The sequence below is a fragment of the Trichocoleus sp. AS-A1 genome (assembly GCF_039962015.1).
Classification (GTDB): Bacteria; Cyanobacteriota; Cyanobacteriia; order Cyanobacteriales; family FACHB-T130; genus FACHB-T130.
Genome location: NZ_JAMPKG010000032.1, coordinates 16,676 through 36,758, shown reverse-complemented (window position 1 = coordinate 36,758; position 20,083 = coordinate 16,676). Strand labels below are relative to the sequence as shown.

Below are 20,083 nucleotides of genomic sequence, written 5' to 3'. Positions count from 1 at the left end.
AAAATAATCATGTTGAATAAATTCAAGCTGGGTACCAAATTCACCTTACTTCTATCGCTAGTTTTTATCTTTGGGATCGTTGTTAGTGGGATTGCTTTGTCTAAGGCACTTCAGCACAGAGCCGAAAATGAAATTATCTCTAAAGGTGTAGTTCTCATGGAGACAATGAACTCACTGAGAGACTATACAAATACTCAGATTAGTCCTCTCTTAGCGCAGAGTGCAGAAGCTCAACCAGAATTTATTCCTGAAACAATTCCTAGCTTTTCTGTAAGAGAAGTTTTTGAAGGTTTACGCCAGAAAGGAGAATATAAAGATTTATTTTACAAAGATGCTACTCTGAATCCTACAAATTTGCTAGATAAAACAGATAACTTTGAAGACAAAATTGTAAACCGCTTTCGCAACGAACCAGAAACGAAAGAAATCTCAGGTTTTCGCTCTTTATTTGGCAAGCAAGTATTTTATAAAGCTTTACCGATTGCGATAGAACAAGAGAGTTGTCTCCGCTGCCATTCGACTCCAGCCGCAGCGCCGAAGAATTTGATAAAAACCTATGGCAGTAAAAACGGTTTTGGTTGGCAATTAAATGAAATTATTGGTGTTCAAGTCATCTATGTCCCCGCCGAGCAAGTTTTTGAGAGAGCCAACCGTTCTTTTTTCCTAATTATCGGAATTTTTCTCGGCATTTTTACTTTTGCCGTGCTTATAATTAATTACTTATTAAAACGAACTGTTGTTCAGCCAGTTAAACTCATGGCTAAGCTGGCTCAAAAAATTACTGCTGGTACAACTTCCGATAAAGTTGAGAAATTCGATTTAGAAAGTTTAAAAGATGTTGCCCGTCGTGCCGATGAATTGGGACAGATGGGGCGGGTTTTCGAGAGCATGGCGCGTGAAATTTACGCCCGCGAACAACGCCTGAAACAACAGTTACAGGAACTCCGGATCGAGATTGATGAAGCCAAAGCAGCGCGTCAGGTAGCTGAAATTACAGAGTCGGACTATTTTCAGGAATTGCAGAAAAAGGCTAAACATCTAAGGAAAAGATCCAAAGAATCCGATACATAAATTTAAATTTCCTATCTTGTGTAGCAGCTTAGCATTTAGTCTTTACTCAGCTAAAATTTACACATTTTCCAATGACTATTTACTTTTACAGTACCCGCGAAAAATATGGTTGTTTCTCTAATTTTTCGCCTCACGGCTTTGAATTAGATGGGTTTTATTGGCCTACCAGCGAACATTATTTCCAAGCGCAAAAGTTTGTTGGAACGCCTCACGCTGACCAAATTCGCCAGGTAAAGACACCGAAGGATGCGGCGAGAATGGGACGAGAGCGATCGCGGCCCCTGCGTCCCGATTGGGAACAGGTAAAAGATGACATTATGCGAAAAGCCGTGCTACGCAAATTTGAGACTCATGCCGACATTCGCGAAGAATTACTTTCTACAGGCGATGAGTTAATTGTTGAAAATGCACCTGGTGATTATTATTGGGGTTGCGGTGCTGATGGTAGTGGCAAGAATATGTTGGGGCAAATTTTAGTCGAAGTGCGAGAGATACTACGCCTTAGCAACCAGCAATAACAGAAAGAATCGGCACAAGCTAGAGCAGAGCAATTAGCAGAGAGATTGCGCTCAATGGGGATTAATCCAGATGAGGCGTGAGTAGGCGATCGCCTATGCCGTATGCACCCAAAAAGTTTGTGGCTCTGATGACCGCTCACTCTAACGACTAGATGTCTTTATAGGACATTATCTAGCTGTATTGAGAGCAGGAATCAGAGCCACAGTTTAGTTTTATCAGAAGTGCAAGCAGTCTAGGAAACTAGCACTTTATCCCTTAGCGGTTGCCACGCACGGGCACTCGGCTGAGGTAGTCAATGTCAAACGCAGAGACCCGTTGTGGGTAGTTGCGCTTGGTACTGAGCGACGCCGCAACCTCGCGGAACCGGCGGGGATCGCCTTCGGGAAGTTGCCGTTCTTGGTTCTTGCGGCTGTAGAACTTCTCCACAGTGAAGCGCCAATCGGTCTTGACTGTGCCAGCACTTTCGCGGAAGTCTTCGCCATAGCGAGGCGTCACCAGGTTAAAAGGACGCTGTTCCATCCGCTTGCGCTGGTAGGGTACGGTGAAGTCCCCAAAGTTGTCGGTATATTCTTCGCTGTTCACCAAGGCATCAACAAAACCGCTGAAGCCCAAAGTGGCAATTTTAATCGACCAAGCGATTTCTTCGGCTTTGTTGTAAGGCTCCCGACCTAAAAAGCGCTTGAGACAAATGTTTACAAGGCGATAGTTGTTATTGACCGAGACAACCACACGGTAAAATGCCTCTGACTTCGCCAGACCAGCAATAAATTCCCTTACTGTAATCGTCGCATTTTTCAGCTGAGATTCTAGGGTAATCTGACGGTTGAATCTGAGGATTTCATGCTCGCTGAAGACTTGGCGATAAGCCGCCCAAATCAGCTGCTCCATTTCTATCGGTGAATTGGCATCTTCCACGCGATAGATGTATGGGGTATCTTCGTTAAGATCCGCTTTTCCAAAGCTCTTAACTCGTTGGTTTTGGGTGGTTGGTTTGTATTCAAGTAATGGCAGTGCCATTTAAAAATCTCCCTTATAAAGTGGTTGAGACTTCCTATTTTCCAGCATCGGGGTATCCTCTGGTCGATGGAATCCCCGTGCTACCGGAGAGGAAAACTTACTTGCGAGTTAATCGAGACTCGTGTCTCTTGCGCTGTATTATCCCGTGTCATGTCGGGAATTTTGATGTTAGCCGTGTTAACGGTAACAGTATTGGTGACAGCTTTCGGGTTGATTGCCCGTGCCATATCCAAGAAGTTTTGCACATTGCCCCATTTGTAGCGTGCACTTTCTTCCTTATCGCGCCAGTAATCGGCGTAGCTAGGCGTCACCAAGTTAAAGGGTCGATCTTTGTAGCGACGACGCTGATAAGGCACCGTACTGTCGCCAAAGTTAGACTGATACTCCTCACTATCGACTAGGGCATCAATGAAGCCGCTCAGTCCCTTAGTGGCAATCTTAATTGACCAGGCGATTTCTTCGTCTTTGTTGTAGGGTGCCCTGCCCAAGATCCGTTTGAGGCAAACTTCGACGACTCGATAGTTGGAGTTTTTCTCAACAACCAAGCGGTAAAATCCCTCAGTCTTCGCCAAACCTCGGATGAAGTCGCGCACAGTAATGGCGCGGTTCTTCACTTGAGATTCCAGGTCAACCTGACGAAAAGAATTGAGGATTTCGTGTTCGCTGAAAACCTGACGGTAGGCTGCCCAGATTAATTCTTCAAGGTCGCTATTGTCAATGCAGTTTTCAAGGCGATAACTCCGGGGAGTATCTTCGTTTGGCACTTCGTAACCCGATACTCGCTGGTTCTGCGAACTGGGTTTGTATGAAAGCAAAGGGATTGACATAGGTAAATTGTTAGTTCCTATCTTGTTGGATTGCTAATTGCCATGAACCATGAACAATTAGCCATTAGCCTTTAGGCTTTGGGCGTTGGATAAAGGTAGCGGTAAGGAAGGGCTACGTCGGTGCGACCTACAGCAGGTTGCAAGTTGGCAGCTTTGCTCCTCGTGTCGGGAATCTCCATGTTTTTAATTTGAGAGAGTACCCGATCTCTGGTGCGCTGGTAGTTGACTTCGCTAGGGGCAATACTCCGAGCCATTTCCAAGAAGTTGTTTGGAATTGCTTGACGAACCGAGGTTTTACCCGTTGCGTTTTGACCCCCCACTTGGAAGTAACTCCGAGTATCTAGACCCATCATGCGACCGCGCCAGTAATCACTGTACCGGGGGTTGACCAAGTTAAAGGGTCGCTCGTTAAACCGGCGGCGCTGATAAGGTACAATCTCATCGCCGAAGTTCTGGCGGTATTCTTCGCTATCAACAACGGCATCGATAAAGCCATGCAATCCCTTGGAAGCAATTACAATTGACCAAGCAATTTGCTCGTCTTTGCCATAGGTAGCGCGTCCCAGAAACCGCTTGAAAGTGATGTCAACTAAGCGGTAGTTGGAGTTCGTGTCTGCCACCAACTGCCGATAAACATCGGACTTGCCCAATCCTCGAATAAACTCGCGCACGGATATGGCTCGATTCCGCAGTTGAGATTCTAGAAAAGGTTGGCGGTAGCTTTCTAAAATTAAATGTTCGCTGATGATTTGCCGGTAGGCAGCCCAGATCAAGTTATTAATTGCCGTGTCTGAGGTTGCATCTGTCAATCGATAAATCTGTGCGTCGTCCTCATCAGGTACTTCGTACCCTTCTACACGCTGATTCTGCGTGGTTGGTGTAATTTCAAGAAGTGGAATTGGCATATTTTTTGTTGTTAGTTGTTAGTTGTTAGCTGTTAGTGATGAGTCCATGAATAAAAGACGAATGGGCCTTTGCTAAGGACTCATCACTAATGACTGGTGAGCCAGCTGAACTCTGGCACGAACTGCTGGGTCATTATCTAAAGCCATTTCCGCTAATCGCTTTTGGATGGACGGGCGGACTTCCAACTGAGTGGAGAGTGCTTGCAAGCCGACGACAGCGGCGTAGCGAATCGCCCAGTCCTGGTCTTGAGAAATGAGCAGCAGGGTTTCCAATGCCCTAGCGATCGCGCTTTGAATCTGTTCGGCATTCAATGTGTGCCAGCGGAGGTTTCCCAGCCCTTTCGCAGCAGCGCGGCGAACGCTGGGCGCGAAGTCGGTGACTGCTGCCTCTACTAAGATGTCTAAAGCGCGAGGATCGGCGATTCCGGCTAGGGCACGAATCGCATAAGCCCTGGCACCGTAGTCATAGGCGTCCAGTTTCTCCAGCAAGGGTTGTACGGCAATTTCCCCTAACTGAATCAGCCCTTCTACTGCTGCTACTGCCGCTCCTGGGTTGTTGTAACCTAAGACGGCGATCAGGGTAGGAATCCCAACTTCTAGACGGGCGGCAGTTAAGGCTCGGACTGACGCCACCAAACGTCCGGGGGAATCTGCCTGTTCAATGGCACGAATCAGTTCTTGGGGCGAATCAGTCATTAGTCCATCATCGGCGCTCGGTGGTCAATGGCGAATTGCGAATTGTCAATTGCCATTTGTTAAGTAGCTGAGCATAAATAAACGAAGCAGTAGGGTGGGAACTGCCACCCGTGCCGTGCAATGGGTGGGCAGTGCCCACCCTACCTATAGGCTACGTGCTGTTTAAGTTATGTCTACCTACTTACTGATTGCTAGTTGTTAATTGCCATTTGCTACTTGCGATTAGCCATTAGAAAACGACAATTGACTATAACAAAGCATCCATCAGGGTCATCACCCTGATGGCGTCAGCAGATAGCGAATTCGGTTCATCTGGGTGTAAAGACGCGATCGCTCGCGCCTGTACGTGTTCCAGCAGCCCTTTGAGGGCAATGAGTTTGAAGCTATTTTCGGTGGCAGCACTGGCGATCGCTTCCGCTGCTGGCAGATAACCAATCGCACCCAAGTCTGATAATACGATGCGGCGCAGTTGCAGATCGCTGCCTTCCAATGCTTGAACCAAGCGTTCCCCATAAACGGAATCTTCCGTTAACTGGTACATTGCCCGCGCTGCTGCATATTGCACCCGCGCGACAGGATGCTCCAGAAACGGTTGAATCTGAGCAGTTGCTTCCGCCGCTTGAAGTGCTCCTAAGGCTTCCAGCACTGCTTCATAGGGTTGTGTCAGATGGGGTCGCCCTGGTACTGGCAGAGCGGCTGCCACACCCCCTTCTAGCAGTTGCATCAGTTCCGGAATGCAGGTGCGATCGCCTAGCATTCCCAAAGACTGAGCTGCGGCTTCTCGAACATAGAAGTCGGAGCAGCGCAAACAACGAATCAGCCCTGGAACGGCTCGGCGATCGCTTAGTTTCCCTAGCGCTCGTGCGGCATTGCGACGGAGGGGGTATCCACCTAGCTCTGTCCGATCCGATTCATCCTCCAAAGCTGTAATCAGAGCTTCTACAGCAGCAGACTCGCGCACGCGGAATTTACCCAGCCACCAGGCAGCATAGTAGCGGAGACTTAAATCTTCATGGCGGAGATTGGCAATTGCCTGCTCCACCGTTAGCGGTTCGCTACCCGGTGAATTTCCGGACGGTGAGTCTGATTCAGAATATCGATCGGGATTAGGCGATCGCATCGTAGGAGTGCAATGACTTGGCTTTTACGAACATGGCTGAATGGGCTTTCTGGGTAAGCTGAATCGGCTTAGCGCTTGCCTTCAGCGTCATGATTTTGATGGGCTGTTGTCGCTTGGCTTTTAGCTTCGCTGTCTCCATCCAGAGTTAAGGGCTGAATGTTGACGATTCTGCCACCCATGCGGTTAATCCGCTGCATTTCTTCATTCATGCGGCTGTAGGGCACTGTGATATAGAAACTGCCACTACGGCGAATGGGATAGCTGAGTTTGTCAGATTCGTAAGTCTGACGTAAACCTTCGACTTCGTAGCGAAATACCCGATTGGCAGCGTCACCCAAAGTACCGCTCCCAAGTGCAGTTTGTCCAAACATCGTTGAAATAGCTCCTGTAATTGGGTTGAAAACAGTTGAGGGGGTGATGACATGAAACTTGATAGTTGGTGTCATCACCATTGTCAAAAAAGACTCATTCAAAAAAGACTAAGTGCGATGACACTTAGAATCTGCTCACCTTAAGCGGGTGTAACGCTGACAATTTTGCCGCCCTGTTTCGTAATTTGCTGTAGTTTTTGGGACAGCTGCTCGTAGGGCACTAGGAAGGCGTTGCTACTGCGACGGACTTTCGGGTAGCCTGGGCTGAGAATTCCAGACACTTCAATGCGATAAACCCGTCCGCTTTGTTCCTTAGTACCGCCGAGGGCTTTTCTGGGGGCTGCGTCTTGAGGAATCGCTGCCGATCTCCAGGACGAAGAACTGCCAGAGGGTTGGAAAATTGTAGAAGCCTCATTTCGGCTCAATTCGCCCATCAGTCGGGGAGTTTTTCCTCCAACTTGGGAGCGATCGCTATTCGCATAACCCCGATACAGGCGGAACATACGAGTAAAGCCGGTCGTTCTCACTCCCGGCTCTACCATAAATCCACGATAATAAGGGACAACGTTGTTTCCGAAGTTGGCTTCATACTCAACGCTGTCGATGTAGGAATCGATTTCTGCGTCGTACCCCTGTTCCTCATAGATATTGAGGTGGGAGTTTATCTCATCCTCTGCGTAAGGTGCCCGCCCTAGCAAATGCTTGTAGTTGAGTTCGATCAAGCGGGTATTGGAATTGCGAAAGAAAAACTTGTTTTTGTATAGATCTGACTTAGCGATCGCGCGGACAAAATCTCTTACCGTTATATTTCCTTGCCGAAGCTGCGATTCAGCATAGGTTAGGCGTTCCGACTTCATGATGTAATCGTTGCCTAGTACCTGACGGTAAACCGCGCGGATTACCGCTTGCAGATCGTCCTCTGTCCAGTCAGGCCGCAGTTCCACCCGTGTTTCATCAAATGCAGAAAGACCTAGGCGGCCTGCTGCTGCTAAATTCGACGCCACTAAACCGGCCATTCTTGCTCTCCCAACGCAACAACTTTTTAAGATTTTTATACTCAAATTGAGAAAAACAATGCCCGGAAAAATTAGCAACTGCTAGCAAGCACGCCAACACTCGCTGATTCTTCCGGGCACCGCACCTGAATACTAGCTCAGGGCGTTAATGGCGTAGTCGATGTAGGTGTTGGCTTCGTTAGCAGCTTGACCAGTCAGACCATGATTGGCCTTGATGTTCTTGAGGGCTTCTACGTACCAGCTGTTGGACAGCTCGAATGTGCGGTTGATTTCATCCAAACCGGCAATCAGGTACTCGTCCATTGGACCTGTACCACCAGCAACTAGACAGTAGGTAACCATCCGCAGATAGTGACCGATGTCACGGGCACACTTGGATTTACCACGAGAGTCAGAAGCATACTGAGGCCCCTGCATCTGGGTGGTGTATGGGAACTTTTGGTACACGGCTTGAGCAGCACCATCAATCAGTTGCTGAGCCTTTTGGGTCAATGCACGGGCAGCTTCCATGCTGGCAGCGGCACGCTCAAAGCGACCGTTAACAGCAGTCAGTTCGGTGTTGCCTAAGAAACGACCTTGGGTATCGGCTGCGCCGATGGCTTCAGTAATCGGGGTCTTCATTGTTGAGGTATCTCCCTAAAAGTGTTTGCAAAGTTTTCGACTAAACAACGCGAATGTTCGCGTCTATCCAACAGCAAGCTTGCTAGTTGTTCTTAAGCAACAGCAGATGAGGCACGATCGAAGTAGCTAGCTACTTCAGACATCAGTTGGCTACAGTCGCCCTTGGTGATGCCAGTGGGGTCATTAGCGATTTTGACCGCAGCTTCTTTCATCTTTTGGACGCCAGCAGCAACAGAACCACCAGGAACGCCTAGAGCTTGGTAGGTTTCGCGTAGACCGTTCAAGCAGCGATCGTCCAACACGCTAGAATCACCAGCAATTGTGGCATAGGTAACGTAGCGCAGGATGATTTCCATGTCGCGGAGGCAAGCTGCCATACGACGGTTGGTGTATGCGTTTCCACCTGGTTGAATCAGTTGAGGCTGCTCTTCAAACAAAGCACGAGCGGCGTTGGCAACAATGCTGGAAGCATTGCTGGTGATGCGGTTAACGGTATCCAAACGCTTGCTGCCATCCTTGACAACATTGGTCAGGGCATCGAGCTGCTCGGTGCTCAAGAATTCACCGCGGGCATCAGCCTGAGAAACAACCTTGGCGAATGCATCTAACATGAACTCAATCTCCTACTACTGATTTGGATGAGTGTGGTTTTTTAAAACGTCGATATTTGTCAAGCAGAGCTACTTCAATCTATTGAATCAGCTCTTGGATTGGTCAAGCCCAGACATAAGTCCAACACGCTTTTTAAGTCGCTCTCCCATCCCTTCTGTTACTTTACCTGCAACAAATTGGTTTTCACAGAAATATGAGAAAAGTCCGTGCTTTTATGAGAGATTTGCAACCTTGATAAATCCGTGTCTTGTTTAACTTTTGTCTGTTATTGATCCCTCCGGTTATTTTTATACAACGCCTTCGCAGCTTTGTTTTTTAAGATTTATTAAGCAATCTCAAGAGCCATGAATAAAAGCTCAAATCCTTACCCTTCCAAGGGTCTTGGATTTTATTTCCCACATACTTCGTTACAATTCTCCAAGTATTTATACTCAAAAAAGCCAAGGTTTTTGTTTTTATGGTTTTTTAATATTTGTTTAAAAAGTTTCTCGGCAAGGGTTAGGGGTTTTTTGGAACTAAATGTAATTATGTAGTTTTATGTAAATATATAAAGCCTTATCGGTCTATCGATTGTGGATTAGTGGCAGCAATTCGTCTTCGCAGCACATCGAGAAGCTTTACAAATGCTGAGGGTAGGGGTGCGATCGCTTCTATCAACTCCCCGGTTACTGGATGCTGCAACCGGAGCCGCCAAGCATGGAGCGCTTGACCGGGAAGATTGACGCCGACAGAGTGACCAGAACTGTAAACGGGATCTCCCACAATTGGATAACCGATGTAGGCGCTGTGAACGCGAATTTGGTGGGTGCGACCTGTTTCGAGTTGGAAAAGCATCAACGTGTGGTTTCCCAGGCGTTCCTGCACCCGCCAGTGAGTCATCGCCGCTCGTCCCCCCTTCTCTACAGGTACGACAGCCATTTTTTTGCGATCGCCTGAATGACGACCGATAGGCTGGTCAATCGTGCCGCCCTCAGCGCGGGGAGAACCGTAGACGACGCCCAAATATTCCCGGCGTGCGGTTTTAGCTTTTAGTTGAGCTTGCAAGTGTTGGTGGGCTTGGTCGGTTTTAGCAACAACCATTGCCCCCGTCGTATCCTTGTCAAGACGATGGACAATTCCCGGACGTTGCACTCCGCCAATTTCCGCGAGAGGACAGTGGGCTAAAAGAGCGTTGACGAGCGTGCCTGCTTCGTGTCCTGCTGCTGGATGAACGACTAAACCCGCTGGTTTGTTGATGATAATCAGGGAATCATCTTCATAAAGAACATCTAAAGGGATTTCTTCTGGTTGCAGGTCTAGCGATCGCACTTCTGGAATCGTTAAAGATAGGCGATCGCCCATTTGCATGGTTGCTTTCTTGGACGTGCAGACGGTGCCGTTCAGTAGCACGTTGCCGTCTTCAATTAGTCTCTGGATGCGCGAACGGGATAAATCTGGTAGTTGTTGGGAAAGATAGCGGTCAATGCGACTGCCTGTTTCTTGAACTTCGAGAGAGATTGAATGGGGGGAATTCACGAATTCACTGTTTAAGTTGGAAACGAACCGCAGAGGACGCAGAGGACGCGGAGGAAGAGAAACAGGAACAAAGGTTAGTGAGGGCGGCGCGATCGCATTTTGGCACGAGTGGGAAGACTTGTCTTCTAAGAGTAGCAGTGCAGTTACTGAAACTACTCGAAAGGAATCAAATTTGTCTTTCTAACTTCCAATCTTCCCCACCTCGTAATTGGCTCAATTCCTCACTAATAACCTCGCTTAATTATTTCACTGAATGAAAATAGGTTAATTTGAGAGGTTTATGGGCTTCTATCATCTGCCTTTTGTCTATTATCCCTTGCAATTTAAATAGGTTTAATTTCTATTAACAGCTTCTACACTAAATACCTAAATAGCTTTTTCAAAAACATTTTTTAAGTCAAATTCCCATTCAGCTTGGTTAATACAATAGGGAATTTTATTTTCTTTAAAATTCAAAGCTTTGATTTTCAGGAGCAAAGCTTGAATAGAAACAGAGCGGGAATTAGTTAACGCTGCTCAACTTAATTTTTTTATCAAATAAACAAGCATTTTACTCAGAAAGCTTTTGATATTTTGCAACATAGCTTTTTTACTCATCCCTTTCAACTCATCCCTTAGGGACAAAGCATCTTCATATCTTCCTTCCAAAATGAAAACTCTTAAGCCAATGAGTTCTTGAGGCACTATTAACTGACCTCACTTACTACATCGCAAAACTTTATGGTGAACGGGTATAAACCAAGCTATTTACTATTGTAAAGATGCGATCGCTCTCGGCACTTTTCTGAGAGCGATCGCATCCTTACTTATACACACAATCCTCCTAAGTTCGGGGAACTTCCACTTTGGTTTCAGGCAGATTACTGCTTTGTTGAGGAATCTGTTGTTGCAAAAATGGTTTAACCCCCTCAGGTGAACTTGACCCTCGATAAGCGCCACAATAATACATACTTAGAACCGCTTTGAATGCCCAGTGATTCGACGGCACATCTGAGAAAGGATTGGGTAAAGTATCGGCTTGGTCTTGGGCGCAGGCTTCCAAAACTGGATCTGAAGCCGGTTGCGCTGGAGATGAGGGCGTTGTTGGGGCGATCGGTTCGGGATCTTGCGCCTTAGCTGGAGCCACGAAGCCAATAGTGGCAAGGAGTATAGCTGTTGCGATTTTGAGTTTCATGGTTTGCGAGGAACAACTGTACGGGCAACTTTCTCTTAAAGTTGCCCCTCCTCAAAACTAACAATTACTGGCGTTACATTGGCGGTTCCAATTTGTGGATAAACCCTAATTTCTCATCCAAAGGCTTTGCGATTGAAAGCCTTTTAGCTACAGCGTTCGGCGCACCAGATCGGCTAAACGTTCGGCACTGTCAGGAACTGCTAGCGTAGCAGCTTTTTGAGCCATTTGTTGTAGTTGTTCGGGCGACTGCAATAAATTCAATACCTTACTTTCTAGTAACTGAGGCGTCAGCTCTGACTGCCGGAATACCAAACCAGCCCCTGCTGAGTTAAAAATTGCCCCATTGTAGACTTGATGATCTTCAGCGGCGAAGGGGTAGGGAATGAGAATCGCTGGGGTTTGCGTAACCGCAAGTTCAGTTAATGTCCCAGCGCCAGCGCGGCTAATTGCCAGGTTCGTCCGTTGCAAAAGTGCCGCCATATTGTCATAAAACGGCATGGAAAGATACTGAGGATGCTGGAAACTTTGGGCATCAGGGTCATTATCGCCCGTCAGATGGACAATCCAGGCACCGGCATTCAACCACGCTGGGGCGCACTCGCGGACGATTTGATTGACGGCAACAGCGCCCTGAGAGCCACCGACGACTGCAATCAAGGGGACATCTTCAGGAATCGGCAACTCCAGCTTTTGGGGGGTGCGAAACTGGGCGCGAACTGGGGTGCCTGTGTAGGCGGTTCCAGCGCGGGGTAGGTAATGCGCTCCATATTCAAACCCCAGCGCCACGCTATTACACCACGGACTCAACCAGCGAGTCACTTTGCCGGGGAGTGCATTGGATTCGTGCATAATCACCGGGATTCCAATAGACCGCGCGGCAATAATCGCCGGTGCAGCAATGTAACCCCCTGTGCTGAATACACCCTGAAAATTCTTGTCTTTAAGTAGCTGGCGTACCTGCCGGATGGAACCCGTCAGTCGCAGCAGAATGCCCAATGTCCCCAGTCCAAACCCTTGTTGAAACCCTTCCACCTCAATGGTGTTGAGGGGATATTGAGCCGGAACTAACTGGGTTTCTAGGCGGTTCGGGACACCCAACCACTCAATTTCATAGTCTGGCAGTTTCTCGGCTAGCGCGATCGCGGGAAATAAATGTCCCCCAGTACCACTCGCTGCAATTAACAATCGTTTCGGTTCATTTGCCAAAGTTTCTATCTCCTACTGGCTGTCCTGGCTCGGATAAGATTAAAAATCAGTTATAAATTAGCCAATAGAGCATCCAGGATTTCTACTCTTTAGCACGTCTGTTGCTCGACACGGTTTTCTTTATCCAATTATTCAAACACGTCTGTGATGCGTAACCAGATAACTCCGTCTGTCAGCTTGTTCCAGTCTCTCATCAAGCAAAAGTCGAAAATTTTTGCCTTTATAATTTTTACGTCCCTGCTTCATCCAAACACTGTTCGAGCAGCGAGTCCAGAAACAGCACCCGCCGAGCTAAAAAATTCTCTCACGCAAATTGATGCAGCTGCCAATCGTCAGGATGTCAATGCGGTGATGCAGTTCTATAGCCAGAATTTTACCCATTCTGATGGCTTAAATCGTCAGAGTCTGCAACAGACTTTAACTCAACTCTGGAAGCGCTACCCAAACCTGAATTATCGTACAGAACTCAAATCTTGGGAAAAGGAAGGCGATGCGCTTGTTGTGGAGACGGTGACTCAGATTACGGGCACCCAGCGAATGGATGGCAAAAATATGAAGTTTGAGTCCGCCTTGCGATCGCGTCAGCGCTTTCAAGGTCAAAAAATTGTCCAGCAGGAGATTCTGGGAGAACGCACTCAGACGACCGCAGGCGTAAAGCCTCCCACGGTGGACATGAAATTACCGGAAGAGGTGCGTATTGGTCAATCCTATAGCCTTGATGCAGTGGTCCAAGAACCCCTAGGCGACGATTTGATGTTGGGAGCAGCAGTGGAAGAACCCGTGCGGGGCGATCGCTTTGCCAAACCCGCGCCTGTGGATCTGGAGTTACTGTCATCGGGTGGAATTTTTAAGGTAGGTCGTGCCCCCCTGACAAAAGGGAATTATTGGGTATCAACGGTTGTAATCCGCGAACAAGGCATGACAACAGTTACTCAGCGCCTGCGGGTTGTAGAAGGCAGTCGCCCTTCCAAATAGTTTTGAGTTTTGAGTTTTGAGTTTTTAATTTAATTAAAAACTCAAAGCTCAATTTTCAGAATTTATAGCAATTTTGTTTGATTTGCAAGGAATATTTTTAAAGACTGCAAAAAACGTGAATAAAAGAAAAAAGAGGGTTTTAAGATTTACTTAGATTGCCATAAAATTTAGTTAAACCGAATGATTTCTATCAAAGACAAAATCGTTGTAATTACTGGCGCGAGTAGTGGAATTGGTGCTGCTTGTGCCAAGATGTTTGCCCAAGCGGGTGCCAAACTGATCTTAGTGGCTCGACGCCAAGAGCGGTTGCAGGAACTCGCAGATGAACTTAGCAAAGAATTTTCTTGCCAGTTGCATCTACTAGCAGTAGATGTACGCGATCGCGCTTCTGTTGAATCCGCCTTTTCTTCTCTCCCAGAGGCTTGGTCTGAGGTCGATATCTTAATTAACAATGCTGGTCTTAGCCGGGGGTTAAATAAACTCCACGAAGGCAGCATTCAAGACTGGGAAGAAATGATCGATACCAATATTAAAGGCTTACTTTATTGCACCCGCTATTTAGTGCCAGGAATGGTAAACCGGGGTAAAGGCCATGTGGTGAATCTTGGCTCCATTGCCGGTCATCAAACCTATCCCGGTGGCAACGTCTACTGTGCTTCTAAAGCCGCTGTGAAATCTATTTCCGAAGGTTTAAAGCAAGACCTTTTAGGAACACCTGTGCGAGTGACTTCTGTAGATCCTGGACTAGTAGAAACGGAATTTAGTCAAGTGCGATTTCATGGAGATAGCGATCGCGCTCAAAAAGTTTACCAAGGTTTAACCCCTTTAACACCAGAAGATATTGCGGATGTAATATTTTTCTGCGTCACTAGACCTGCTCACGTTAATATCAGCGAATTACTTTTAGTCCCCACCGATCAAGCCACTGCTACCCAAGTTCACCGACGAAATTAATTTCGTCTTTTTAAACACAAAGGTTCCCAAAGAGCTATCTTTCCTCGGCGAACCTTTGCGTAAACCTTCGCGAACCTTTGCGTTTAAACTTCCACCGTTTCTTTACTCTTCAATGGCACGTAATAATCGCCGTTAGCGTCAACTCCTACCTTTCCAATTACCTCGTCGCCTGTAATCAATCTTGCCCCACGTTTGCGAGTCCAATAGTTCCAACCCCACTGGAGCATCACGATGAGTTTATTATCAAACTCAATTAAGAAGTAAATGTGAACAAATACCCAGGTGAGCCAAGCGAACAAACCGGAAAACTTCACATAACCCAAATCTACTACCGCAGCATTCCGCCCGATAACAGCCATACTTCCTCGGTCAAGATACTGGAAGGGTGCCATACTGTAACCGGCAATCCGCTGTTTGATCAGGTTGGCAACATATTCCCCTTCCTGCATCGCCACGGGTGCAACACCCGGTAGTGGTTTCTCATTTTGATGAGAAAAACTTGCCAAGTCGCCCACCACAAAGATATTAGGATGTCCTGCTATACTCAGGTCGGATTCAACGATAACCCGCCCCACCCGGTCGATTGCAGCGCCGGTGCGTTCTGCCAGAACTTTTCCCATTGGGGAAGCTTTGATTCCCGCCGCCCATAAGGTAGTTCTCGCTGGAATTTCTTCGATTTTATCCCCATGTTTTGTGGTGATAATATTCTCTGCAATATTCGTCACCAGGGTCTTTGTCTGCACAGTGACACCTAAGCGCTGAAGAGAAGCTTCTGCTTTCGCAGATAAGTCTGGTGCGTAGGGAGGTAGGATGCGATCCATCCCTTCCAGCAACAAAATTTTGGCTTCAGCGGTGTTAATGTTGCGGAAATCTCGCTTGAGGGTACTGTAAGCGAGTTCTGCGATCGCTCCCGCTAATTCTACCCCCGTCGGCCCTCCGCCGATGATCGCAAACGTCAACCAGGCACGCCGTTTTTCGGGATCGGTTTCCTTTTCTGCCGCTTCAAACGCCATAAAAATGCGACGCCGCATTTCCAGCGCATCTTCAACGGTTTTCAATCCTGGCGCTACAGTTGCCCATTGGTCATTGCCAAAGTAAAAATGGCTCACACCTGTAGCAACGATTAACGTGTCGTAGATCAGTTCTTCGCCAGCGAGGATGACTTTTCGCTGTTGTGGATCGATATCCTTTACCTCTCCCATCAGCACTTTAGTATTTTTGCTCTCGCTGAGTACCGCACGCAGAGGAGATGAAATATCTGCTGGGGATAGCGTTCCGGTAGCGACTTGATAAAGGAGTGGCTGAAACAAATGAAAGTTACGTTTATCGACCAGTGTCACATGGACAGGTGCGCCGCTCAATGCCTTGGCAGCATAAAGTCCGCCAAAGCCGCCACCGACAATCACAACATGGTGAGGAGACTGATTTTCCACTGCTACTACCATAAAATTGACATCCTTTGTTTTATGTTGCCCGTGGCTACGGTTGAACTAACATTTCTTTACCAACTGGCAAGGCTTCCGTTACAGATGTTCATATTAGCCTAGTGTGCCAGGGTTAAAACAGGCGTAGCGACGGCTACAGGTAGATTGTTGTGCCTGGAAAGTCTGCCTTAGGAAGTATTCAGCAAATGTTTAAGCGGATGCTTGGGAATGGCGCGACCGCGAAGCGCTGACTTGTCAGTTCGCAATGAGAATGAAAAAAGACGCGATCGCCCTTTTGACTTGCGTTGTTACTCTAAACTCGAATATTCACATTGCCTAAATTACCGATTCATTGCTTCCAAAGGGTTTTCCAAAAATTTCTCCTAATCAATTTTTATGAGTTTAGGAAAGGATTAATCAGCCTTATGATCAGACACTCCATGCTTTTCTGAGGCAGAACCTTTTTGTTGCGCTGCGACACGATGGTTAGGTGCGATACAAGGATTACAGTGGAGATGGAGGTATAAGCCCAATGTTTGCAGTTATCACACCAGAGAAAATCCAGTTACCCGCAGGCGCAGTGGTGCGGCTACCCGGTAGTTGGCAGGGCTATCAATCACTCACTCAGCAACTAGGCGATCGCTCGATTCCTCGTATCAAGTATCGACCCGGAGAAATTTTGTTAATGTCACCGCTACCTCGACACGGACGAGAAGCCCACATTATTGCAATGGTGGTAACAGCTCTCCTAGACCATTTAGGGCAGGACTACGAGGCATTTACCCCGATTACGATGGAACTCCCAGAGATTAGCGGCATTGAACCGGACTACTGCTTTTATATCGATAACTGGGCAGCAGTTGCAGGAAAAGACCGCATCAATTGGGAAATAGAGCCATCCCCCAATTTGGTAATTGAGATAGATGTAACCAGCTATACGGATGTAAACGACTACCTGCCTTATCAAGTGCCGGAAGTTTGGCTATATAAAAAGAATCAGCTTAAGATTTACAGCTTGCAGAGCGATCGCTACACGGTTGTAACCAGTAGCCGTTTTTTTCCCAATATTAATGTTTTAGCATTCATCACCGAGTGTTTCCGAATTGCCTCCGAGCGCAATACCAGCGTTGCGATTCGGGAGTTACAACAAAAATTAGCAAGTGAGAATTAAATCCGAAAAATACAGAAGATGATAGTGCGATCGCAATCGGGAGTCGCTGGTCAGCAGAGTTGTTAAAGTTAGTGGCTCTTATGTAAATCTATGGGTGGCGTCATAGAGACACCAAGGAACTCAAGGACAGTTTGCTTCAAGCGTTCTCAAAGAATTGTCAAATGGGGAGTTGCGTTAGATGAAATCAGTCTTGTTTCTTAATCTGCTCCCACTCCTCGCGCAATATTCCCATGCACAGCGTATCAATGTAGCTGCCGTCATACCACTCGTGCCCCCGGAGGCGACCTTCTTCCACAAACCCACAGGATTGATAACAGCGAATCGCTCGTTCATTCCTTGAGTTTGTCCTTAACCAAACTCGATGTAAATTCCAGTATCGAAACGCATAATTCAGCAGCAATGCGATCGCTTCACGACCGTAGCCGCGTCCCCAATATTCCTTATCCCCAATTGCAATGCCTAATTCACAGACACGCGCTACCCCCTGAAATATATCAAAACCAACCAAGCCGCACTGCCCAATGAACTTGCCATCTGCCTCGATCGCAAACCAGGTGCCATCTCGTCCACCTTTAGCGGCATTTTGATCAAACTCTGCTTGTAGCCGTTCCAGGGATTGGGGGATCGGCGGATCGCCTCCACCTGCCAATTCAACGGCTAAATCATTGTTAAACTCGCACAGTTTCGGCAGATCATCCCGCCGTATACCCCGTAGCGTTAGTCGTTCTCCCTTCAACATCGCTAATTGTCCTCGATTTTAGGTACTTACTCATCCATATCAAGTCTGTCAGGAGGTGGTCATGATTCATACACAAGAAGAAAACAAGTTGAGAGTTGGGAATAGCCTGGTGAATTTTAAAAGCTGTCGCTCTGTCTAAAATGTCCTGCTACCCTAAGGCAGCTCCTCTTGACACCTTCTATCGTAATTACGATGTTTAATCGTATCGATATTAATTGCTGTCCAGTTGTTGTGGAGCCAAGAGAAAACAATGACAACCACCAAACAAACGCGATCACTTGTAGGGGCTAAAGGAACCGTTCGATTTTCCAAAATTGGGATAACTATTTTTAAATTGCGATAGCCCTTTCCTAGGGCGTATTTAAGTTGCAATCTTTCATAACATGGTCAAGCGCTTTTACCATCAGATCAGTAATATCCAAATCTGTACAAGCCCTACCTATATACTGATTTACTAAACTTGAAAAGCCATATTCAAAAAGCTTGGTACGTGCCCTATCTGGATCTATAGGGACTCCTAAAATTTTGCTTAAATTCGAGATAAATTCCAGAAACAAGTTCACATACTCTTCTATCGCTGTTTCATTGATTCGAGGAGTCTTTTCGTTAACTGCTTTGATTCCTTCAATTAAACGAGCTGTAATAGCGTCAATTGGATAATAAAGTGTCACAAGAACTCTAAGCTCATTATAAAAGAACTGCTCCATTTTAGGGAGAGATGCAAAATATTGCACGCCTAATAATGGTAGAGAGAATTGCTTTGAGTCAAATTCAGCAAACAGTGCTTGAGGAGGTTTTTTAGAACCATGTGTATCTTCAGCAACATATAAGATCGCATCTGGCCCAGAATAGTTTTGAGCAATGACAACTGTCCTCTTGACTCGATGAAGGATAGTCAACACACCAATGACCATCTTCAGATGAGAACACCAATAAACCTCTACTGAGTTATGGTGAACACCTAACCCCAATTTGCTTGCCGCATGTTCAGCTATAGAGAAAAGTTGCTCGACATTGACTGCAAAAAACCTCCAATCACCTTGATCATATCGTGCAAATTGTTGAGCAGGTTTAGTCAAATCACTAGAAACCCACTCTGGTAAATAAAATTTGAGGCACTTGAGGATTGTATGAGCCGATGAACGATACTGCTCCCGAAGATTTAGCCTAGAAGAAAATTGCTGCGGCCTAGCATCTAGCGCATATGGAGTTGCCTGCTTAATTAATTCCTTGAAATATTTCTGTTCTTCTGCTAATGGTAATCTTCCTAGCCAAGTAGCCATACCGCCTTCTTCTATCCAATGGTTGGCTTGACTCCTAGAATTAAAAACGAAATATTGCTCAATCGTTCCATCAGGCTGAAGTTCATCTTCAATGATTGCATTTTTAAGCTTAAGTATCCCTCCTTTATCTAAAAAATAATCTCCTTCTAAGATAATTTTTGGTACATCTTTATGGCGTTCACCTTTAAACGACCAAGAATTCATTACAGCCTCTACATAAACAGAAAAAGCTGGACTGTTTTTGTTGAGAAGCTAATATTACATTCATTACAAATCAAGTATCCTGTTTTGTGTGAACCGCCCCAAGATGAATTAAAAATATGTTCTTTTGCTATGGCTGGTAGAGAATTCCCACAGTAGAAGCAAGTTTTCAATTCTGATACCCGTATGGGCAATTTTTCAAAGCGAGTAAACATTAAATTTACTTTAATCACTACCAAATTTTTACCATACTACATAAGTAAGACAATCAGCAGGAACTGGTGTCTGGTTAATTGAGAATGAGAGTTTGTAGTTCATTGTCTACAGAAGTATCGTCAGAGTCAGGCAATTCTGCACTAGACGGCAGATTATGCAGCAGGTTGCCGTCTAACATAGTGACTTTCTGTGGCAATTTACTGTATGGATCTTACCTTTGTCAGGGAGGAGGAAGCGATCGCATCATTCTTGAAAATCCGCAAGTGCTTCGCTCTATCTCCACACCACCTGCGATAGATGTTTGACGATAATCAATCAACACAATCTAAAGTCAGCCTGTTTTGTCCCAGCAAGTCTGATAATTTAATTAGGTTAAAAGAAGATAAGATGCCTTGCCGTGTCAGCCTGTCGCACCTTTAGTGCGCTTACGAGCTTAGGCAGGCTTGGTTT

The 20,083-nt window shown here is 46.5% G+C and carries 21 protein-coding genes and 1 pseudogene; 5 read left to right on the top strand and 17 right to left on the bottom strand.

The window, feature by feature from the left end; all coding sequences use genetic code 11:
- Positions 1-9: 9 nt before the first annotated feature.
- Both NC994_RS21260 and NC994_RS21255 read left to right on the top strand, forming a co-directional pair.
- A complete protein-coding gene (locus NC994_RS21260; protein ID WP_190434017.1) occupies positions 10-1,071 on the top strand; it encodes a DUF3365 domain-containing protein in 1,062 nt (353 codons plus the stop codon).
- 71 nt (positions 1,072-1,142) lie between these two features.
- Positions 1,143-1,589 carry an NADAR domain-containing protein gene (locus tag NC994_RS21255; RefSeq protein ID WP_190429919.1) on the top strand — a complete coding sequence of 149 codons (447 nt, stop codon included), beginning with the start codon at positions 1,143-1,145 and terminating at the stop codon, positions 1,587-1,589.
- A 256-nt stretch (positions 1,590-1,845) separates the two neighbouring features.
- Here the strand turns inward: NC994_RS21255 and NC994_RS21250 are convergent, their stop codons facing one another.
- The 13 genes from NC994_RS21250 to murG all read right to left on the bottom strand — a co-directional run bounded on the left by NC994_RS21250 (position 1,846) and on the right by murG (position 12,670).
- Positions 1,846-2,607, bottom strand: coding sequence for a phycobilisome rod-core linker polypeptide (locus tag NC994_RS21250; protein ID WP_190411791.1), 762 nt, complete (start codon positions 2,605-2,607; stop codon positions 1,846-1,848).
- Between the two features lie 80 nt (positions 2,608-2,687).
- Entirely contained in the window at positions 2,688-3,434 is a 747-nt protein-coding gene (locus tag NC994_RS21245) for a phycobilisome rod-core linker polypeptide (protein ID WP_190411792.1), read from the bottom strand.
- 71 nt (positions 3,435-3,505) lie between these two features.
- Complete coding sequence (locus NC994_RS21240; protein WP_190434015.1) at positions 3,506-4,339, bottom strand: phycobilisome rod-core linker polypeptide; 834 nt, start codon at positions 4,337-4,339, stop codon at positions 3,506-3,508.
- Between the two features lie 72 nt (positions 4,340-4,411).
- Entirely contained in the window at positions 4,412-5,035 is a 624-nt protein-coding gene (locus NC994_RS21235; RefSeq protein WP_190434013.1) for a HEAT repeat domain-containing protein, read from the bottom strand.
- Between the two features lie 247 nt (positions 5,036-5,282).
- On the bottom strand, positions 5,283-6,155 hold the full coding sequence (locus tag NC994_RS21230; protein WP_190434011.1) for a HEAT repeat domain-containing protein: 873 nt from the start codon (positions 6,153-6,155) through the stop codon (positions 5,283-5,285).
- A gap of 68 nt (positions 6,156-6,223) precedes the next feature.
- Positions 6,224-6,601 (bottom strand): phycobilisome linker polypeptide, encoded by a 378-nt coding sequence (locus NC994_RS21225; RefSeq protein ID WP_242030379.1) that lies wholly within the window; start codon positions 6,599-6,601, stop codon positions 6,224-6,226.
- Positions 6,602-6,666: 65 nt separating this feature from the next.
- Positions 6,667-7,542, bottom strand: coding sequence for a phycobilisome linker polypeptide (locus NC994_RS21220; protein WP_190411796.1), 876 nt, complete (start codon positions 7,540-7,542; stop codon positions 6,667-6,669).
- 132 nt (positions 7,543-7,674) lie between these two features.
- Positions 7,675-8,163, bottom strand: a complete 489-nt coding sequence (gene cpcA / locus NC994_RS21215; RefSeq protein WP_190411797.1) for a phycocyanin subunit alpha — start codon at positions 8,161-8,163, stop codon at positions 7,675-7,677.
- Between the two features lie 92 nt (positions 8,164-8,255).
- Positions 8,256-8,774, bottom strand: a complete 519-nt coding sequence (locus NC994_RS21210) for a phycocyanin subunit beta (RefSeq protein ID WP_190429926.1) — start codon at positions 8,772-8,774, stop codon at positions 8,256-8,258.
- Positions 8,775-9,330: 556 nt separating this feature from the next.
- The gene (locus tag NC994_RS21205) at positions 9,331-10,290 is read right to left on the bottom strand and encodes an RluA family pseudouridine synthase (protein WP_190434009.1); all 960 of its coding nucleotides are present in this window, start codon (positions 10,288-10,290) and stop codon (positions 9,331-9,333) included.
- Between the two features lie 516 nt (positions 10,291-10,806).
- Positions 10,807-10,974 carry a hypothetical protein gene (locus tag NC994_RS21200; protein ID WP_190434007.1) on the bottom strand — a complete coding sequence of 56 codons (168 nt, stop codon included), beginning with the start codon at positions 10,972-10,974 and terminating at the stop codon, positions 10,807-10,809.
- Positions 10,975-11,113: 139 nt separating this feature from the next.
- On the bottom strand, positions 11,114-11,464 hold the full coding sequence (locus NC994_RS21195) for an S-layer protein (protein WP_190434004.1): 351 nt from the start codon (positions 11,462-11,464) through the stop codon (positions 11,114-11,116).
- Between the two features lie 147 nt (positions 11,465-11,611).
- A complete protein-coding gene (murG, locus tag NC994_RS21190; protein ID WP_190434002.1) occupies positions 11,612-12,670 on the bottom strand; it encodes an undecaprenyldiphospho-muramoylpentapeptide beta-N-acetylglucosaminyltransferase in 1,059 nt (352 codons plus the stop codon).
- A 147-nt stretch (positions 12,671-12,817) separates the two neighbouring features.
- Here murG and NC994_RS21185 point away from each other — a divergent pair, with 147 nt between their 5' ends.
- Positions 12,818-13,645 (top strand): nuclear transport factor 2 family protein, encoded by an 828-nt coding sequence (locus NC994_RS21185; protein WP_190434001.1) that lies wholly within the window; start codon positions 12,818-12,820, stop codon positions 13,643-13,645.
- Between the two features lie 180 nt (positions 13,646-13,825).
- Complete coding sequence (locus NC994_RS21180) at positions 13,826-14,599, top strand: SDR family oxidoreductase (RefSeq protein ID WP_190433999.1); 774 nt, start codon at positions 13,826-13,828, stop codon at positions 14,597-14,599.
- 83 nt (positions 14,600-14,682) lie between these two features.
- On the opposite strand, the gene NC994_RS21175 is transcribed toward NC994_RS21180, so the two are convergent.
- On the bottom strand, positions 14,683-16,044 hold the full coding sequence (locus tag NC994_RS21175) for an NAD(P)/FAD-dependent oxidoreductase (protein WP_190433997.1): 1,362 nt from the start codon (positions 16,042-16,044) through the stop codon (positions 14,683-14,685).
- Between the two features lie 511 nt (positions 16,045-16,555).
- On the opposite strand from NC994_RS21175, the gene NC994_RS21170 reads away from it, so the two are divergent.
- Positions 16,556-17,194: a Uma2 family endonuclease gene (locus tag NC994_RS21170; protein WP_190433996.1), complete on the top strand. Its 639-nt coding sequence runs from the start codon at positions 16,556-16,558 to the stop codon at positions 17,192-17,194.
- A gap of 184 nt (positions 17,195-17,378) precedes the next feature.
- Here the strand turns inward: NC994_RS21170 and NC994_RS21165 are convergent, their stop codons facing one another.
- The 3 genes and pseudogenes from NC994_RS21165 to NC994_RS21155 form a co-directional block, all read right to left on the bottom strand.
- Positions 17,379-17,933 (bottom strand): GNAT family protein, encoded by a 555-nt coding sequence (locus tag NC994_RS21165; RefSeq protein ID WP_190433994.1) that lies wholly within the window; start codon positions 17,931-17,933, stop codon positions 17,379-17,381.
- A 350-nt stretch (positions 17,934-18,283) separates the two neighbouring features.
- Positions 18,284-19,420 carry a hypothetical protein gene (locus NC994_RS21160; protein ID WP_190433992.1) on the bottom strand — a complete coding sequence of 379 codons (1,137 nt, stop codon included), beginning with the start codon at positions 19,418-19,420 and terminating at the stop codon, positions 18,284-18,286.
- Positions 19,421-19,715: 295 nt separating this feature from the next.
- A pseudogene (locus NC994_RS21155) lies at positions 19,716-19,811 on the bottom strand (Uma2 family endonuclease); the annotation flags it as partial.
- Between the last annotated feature and the right edge of the window lie 272 nt (positions 19,812-20,083).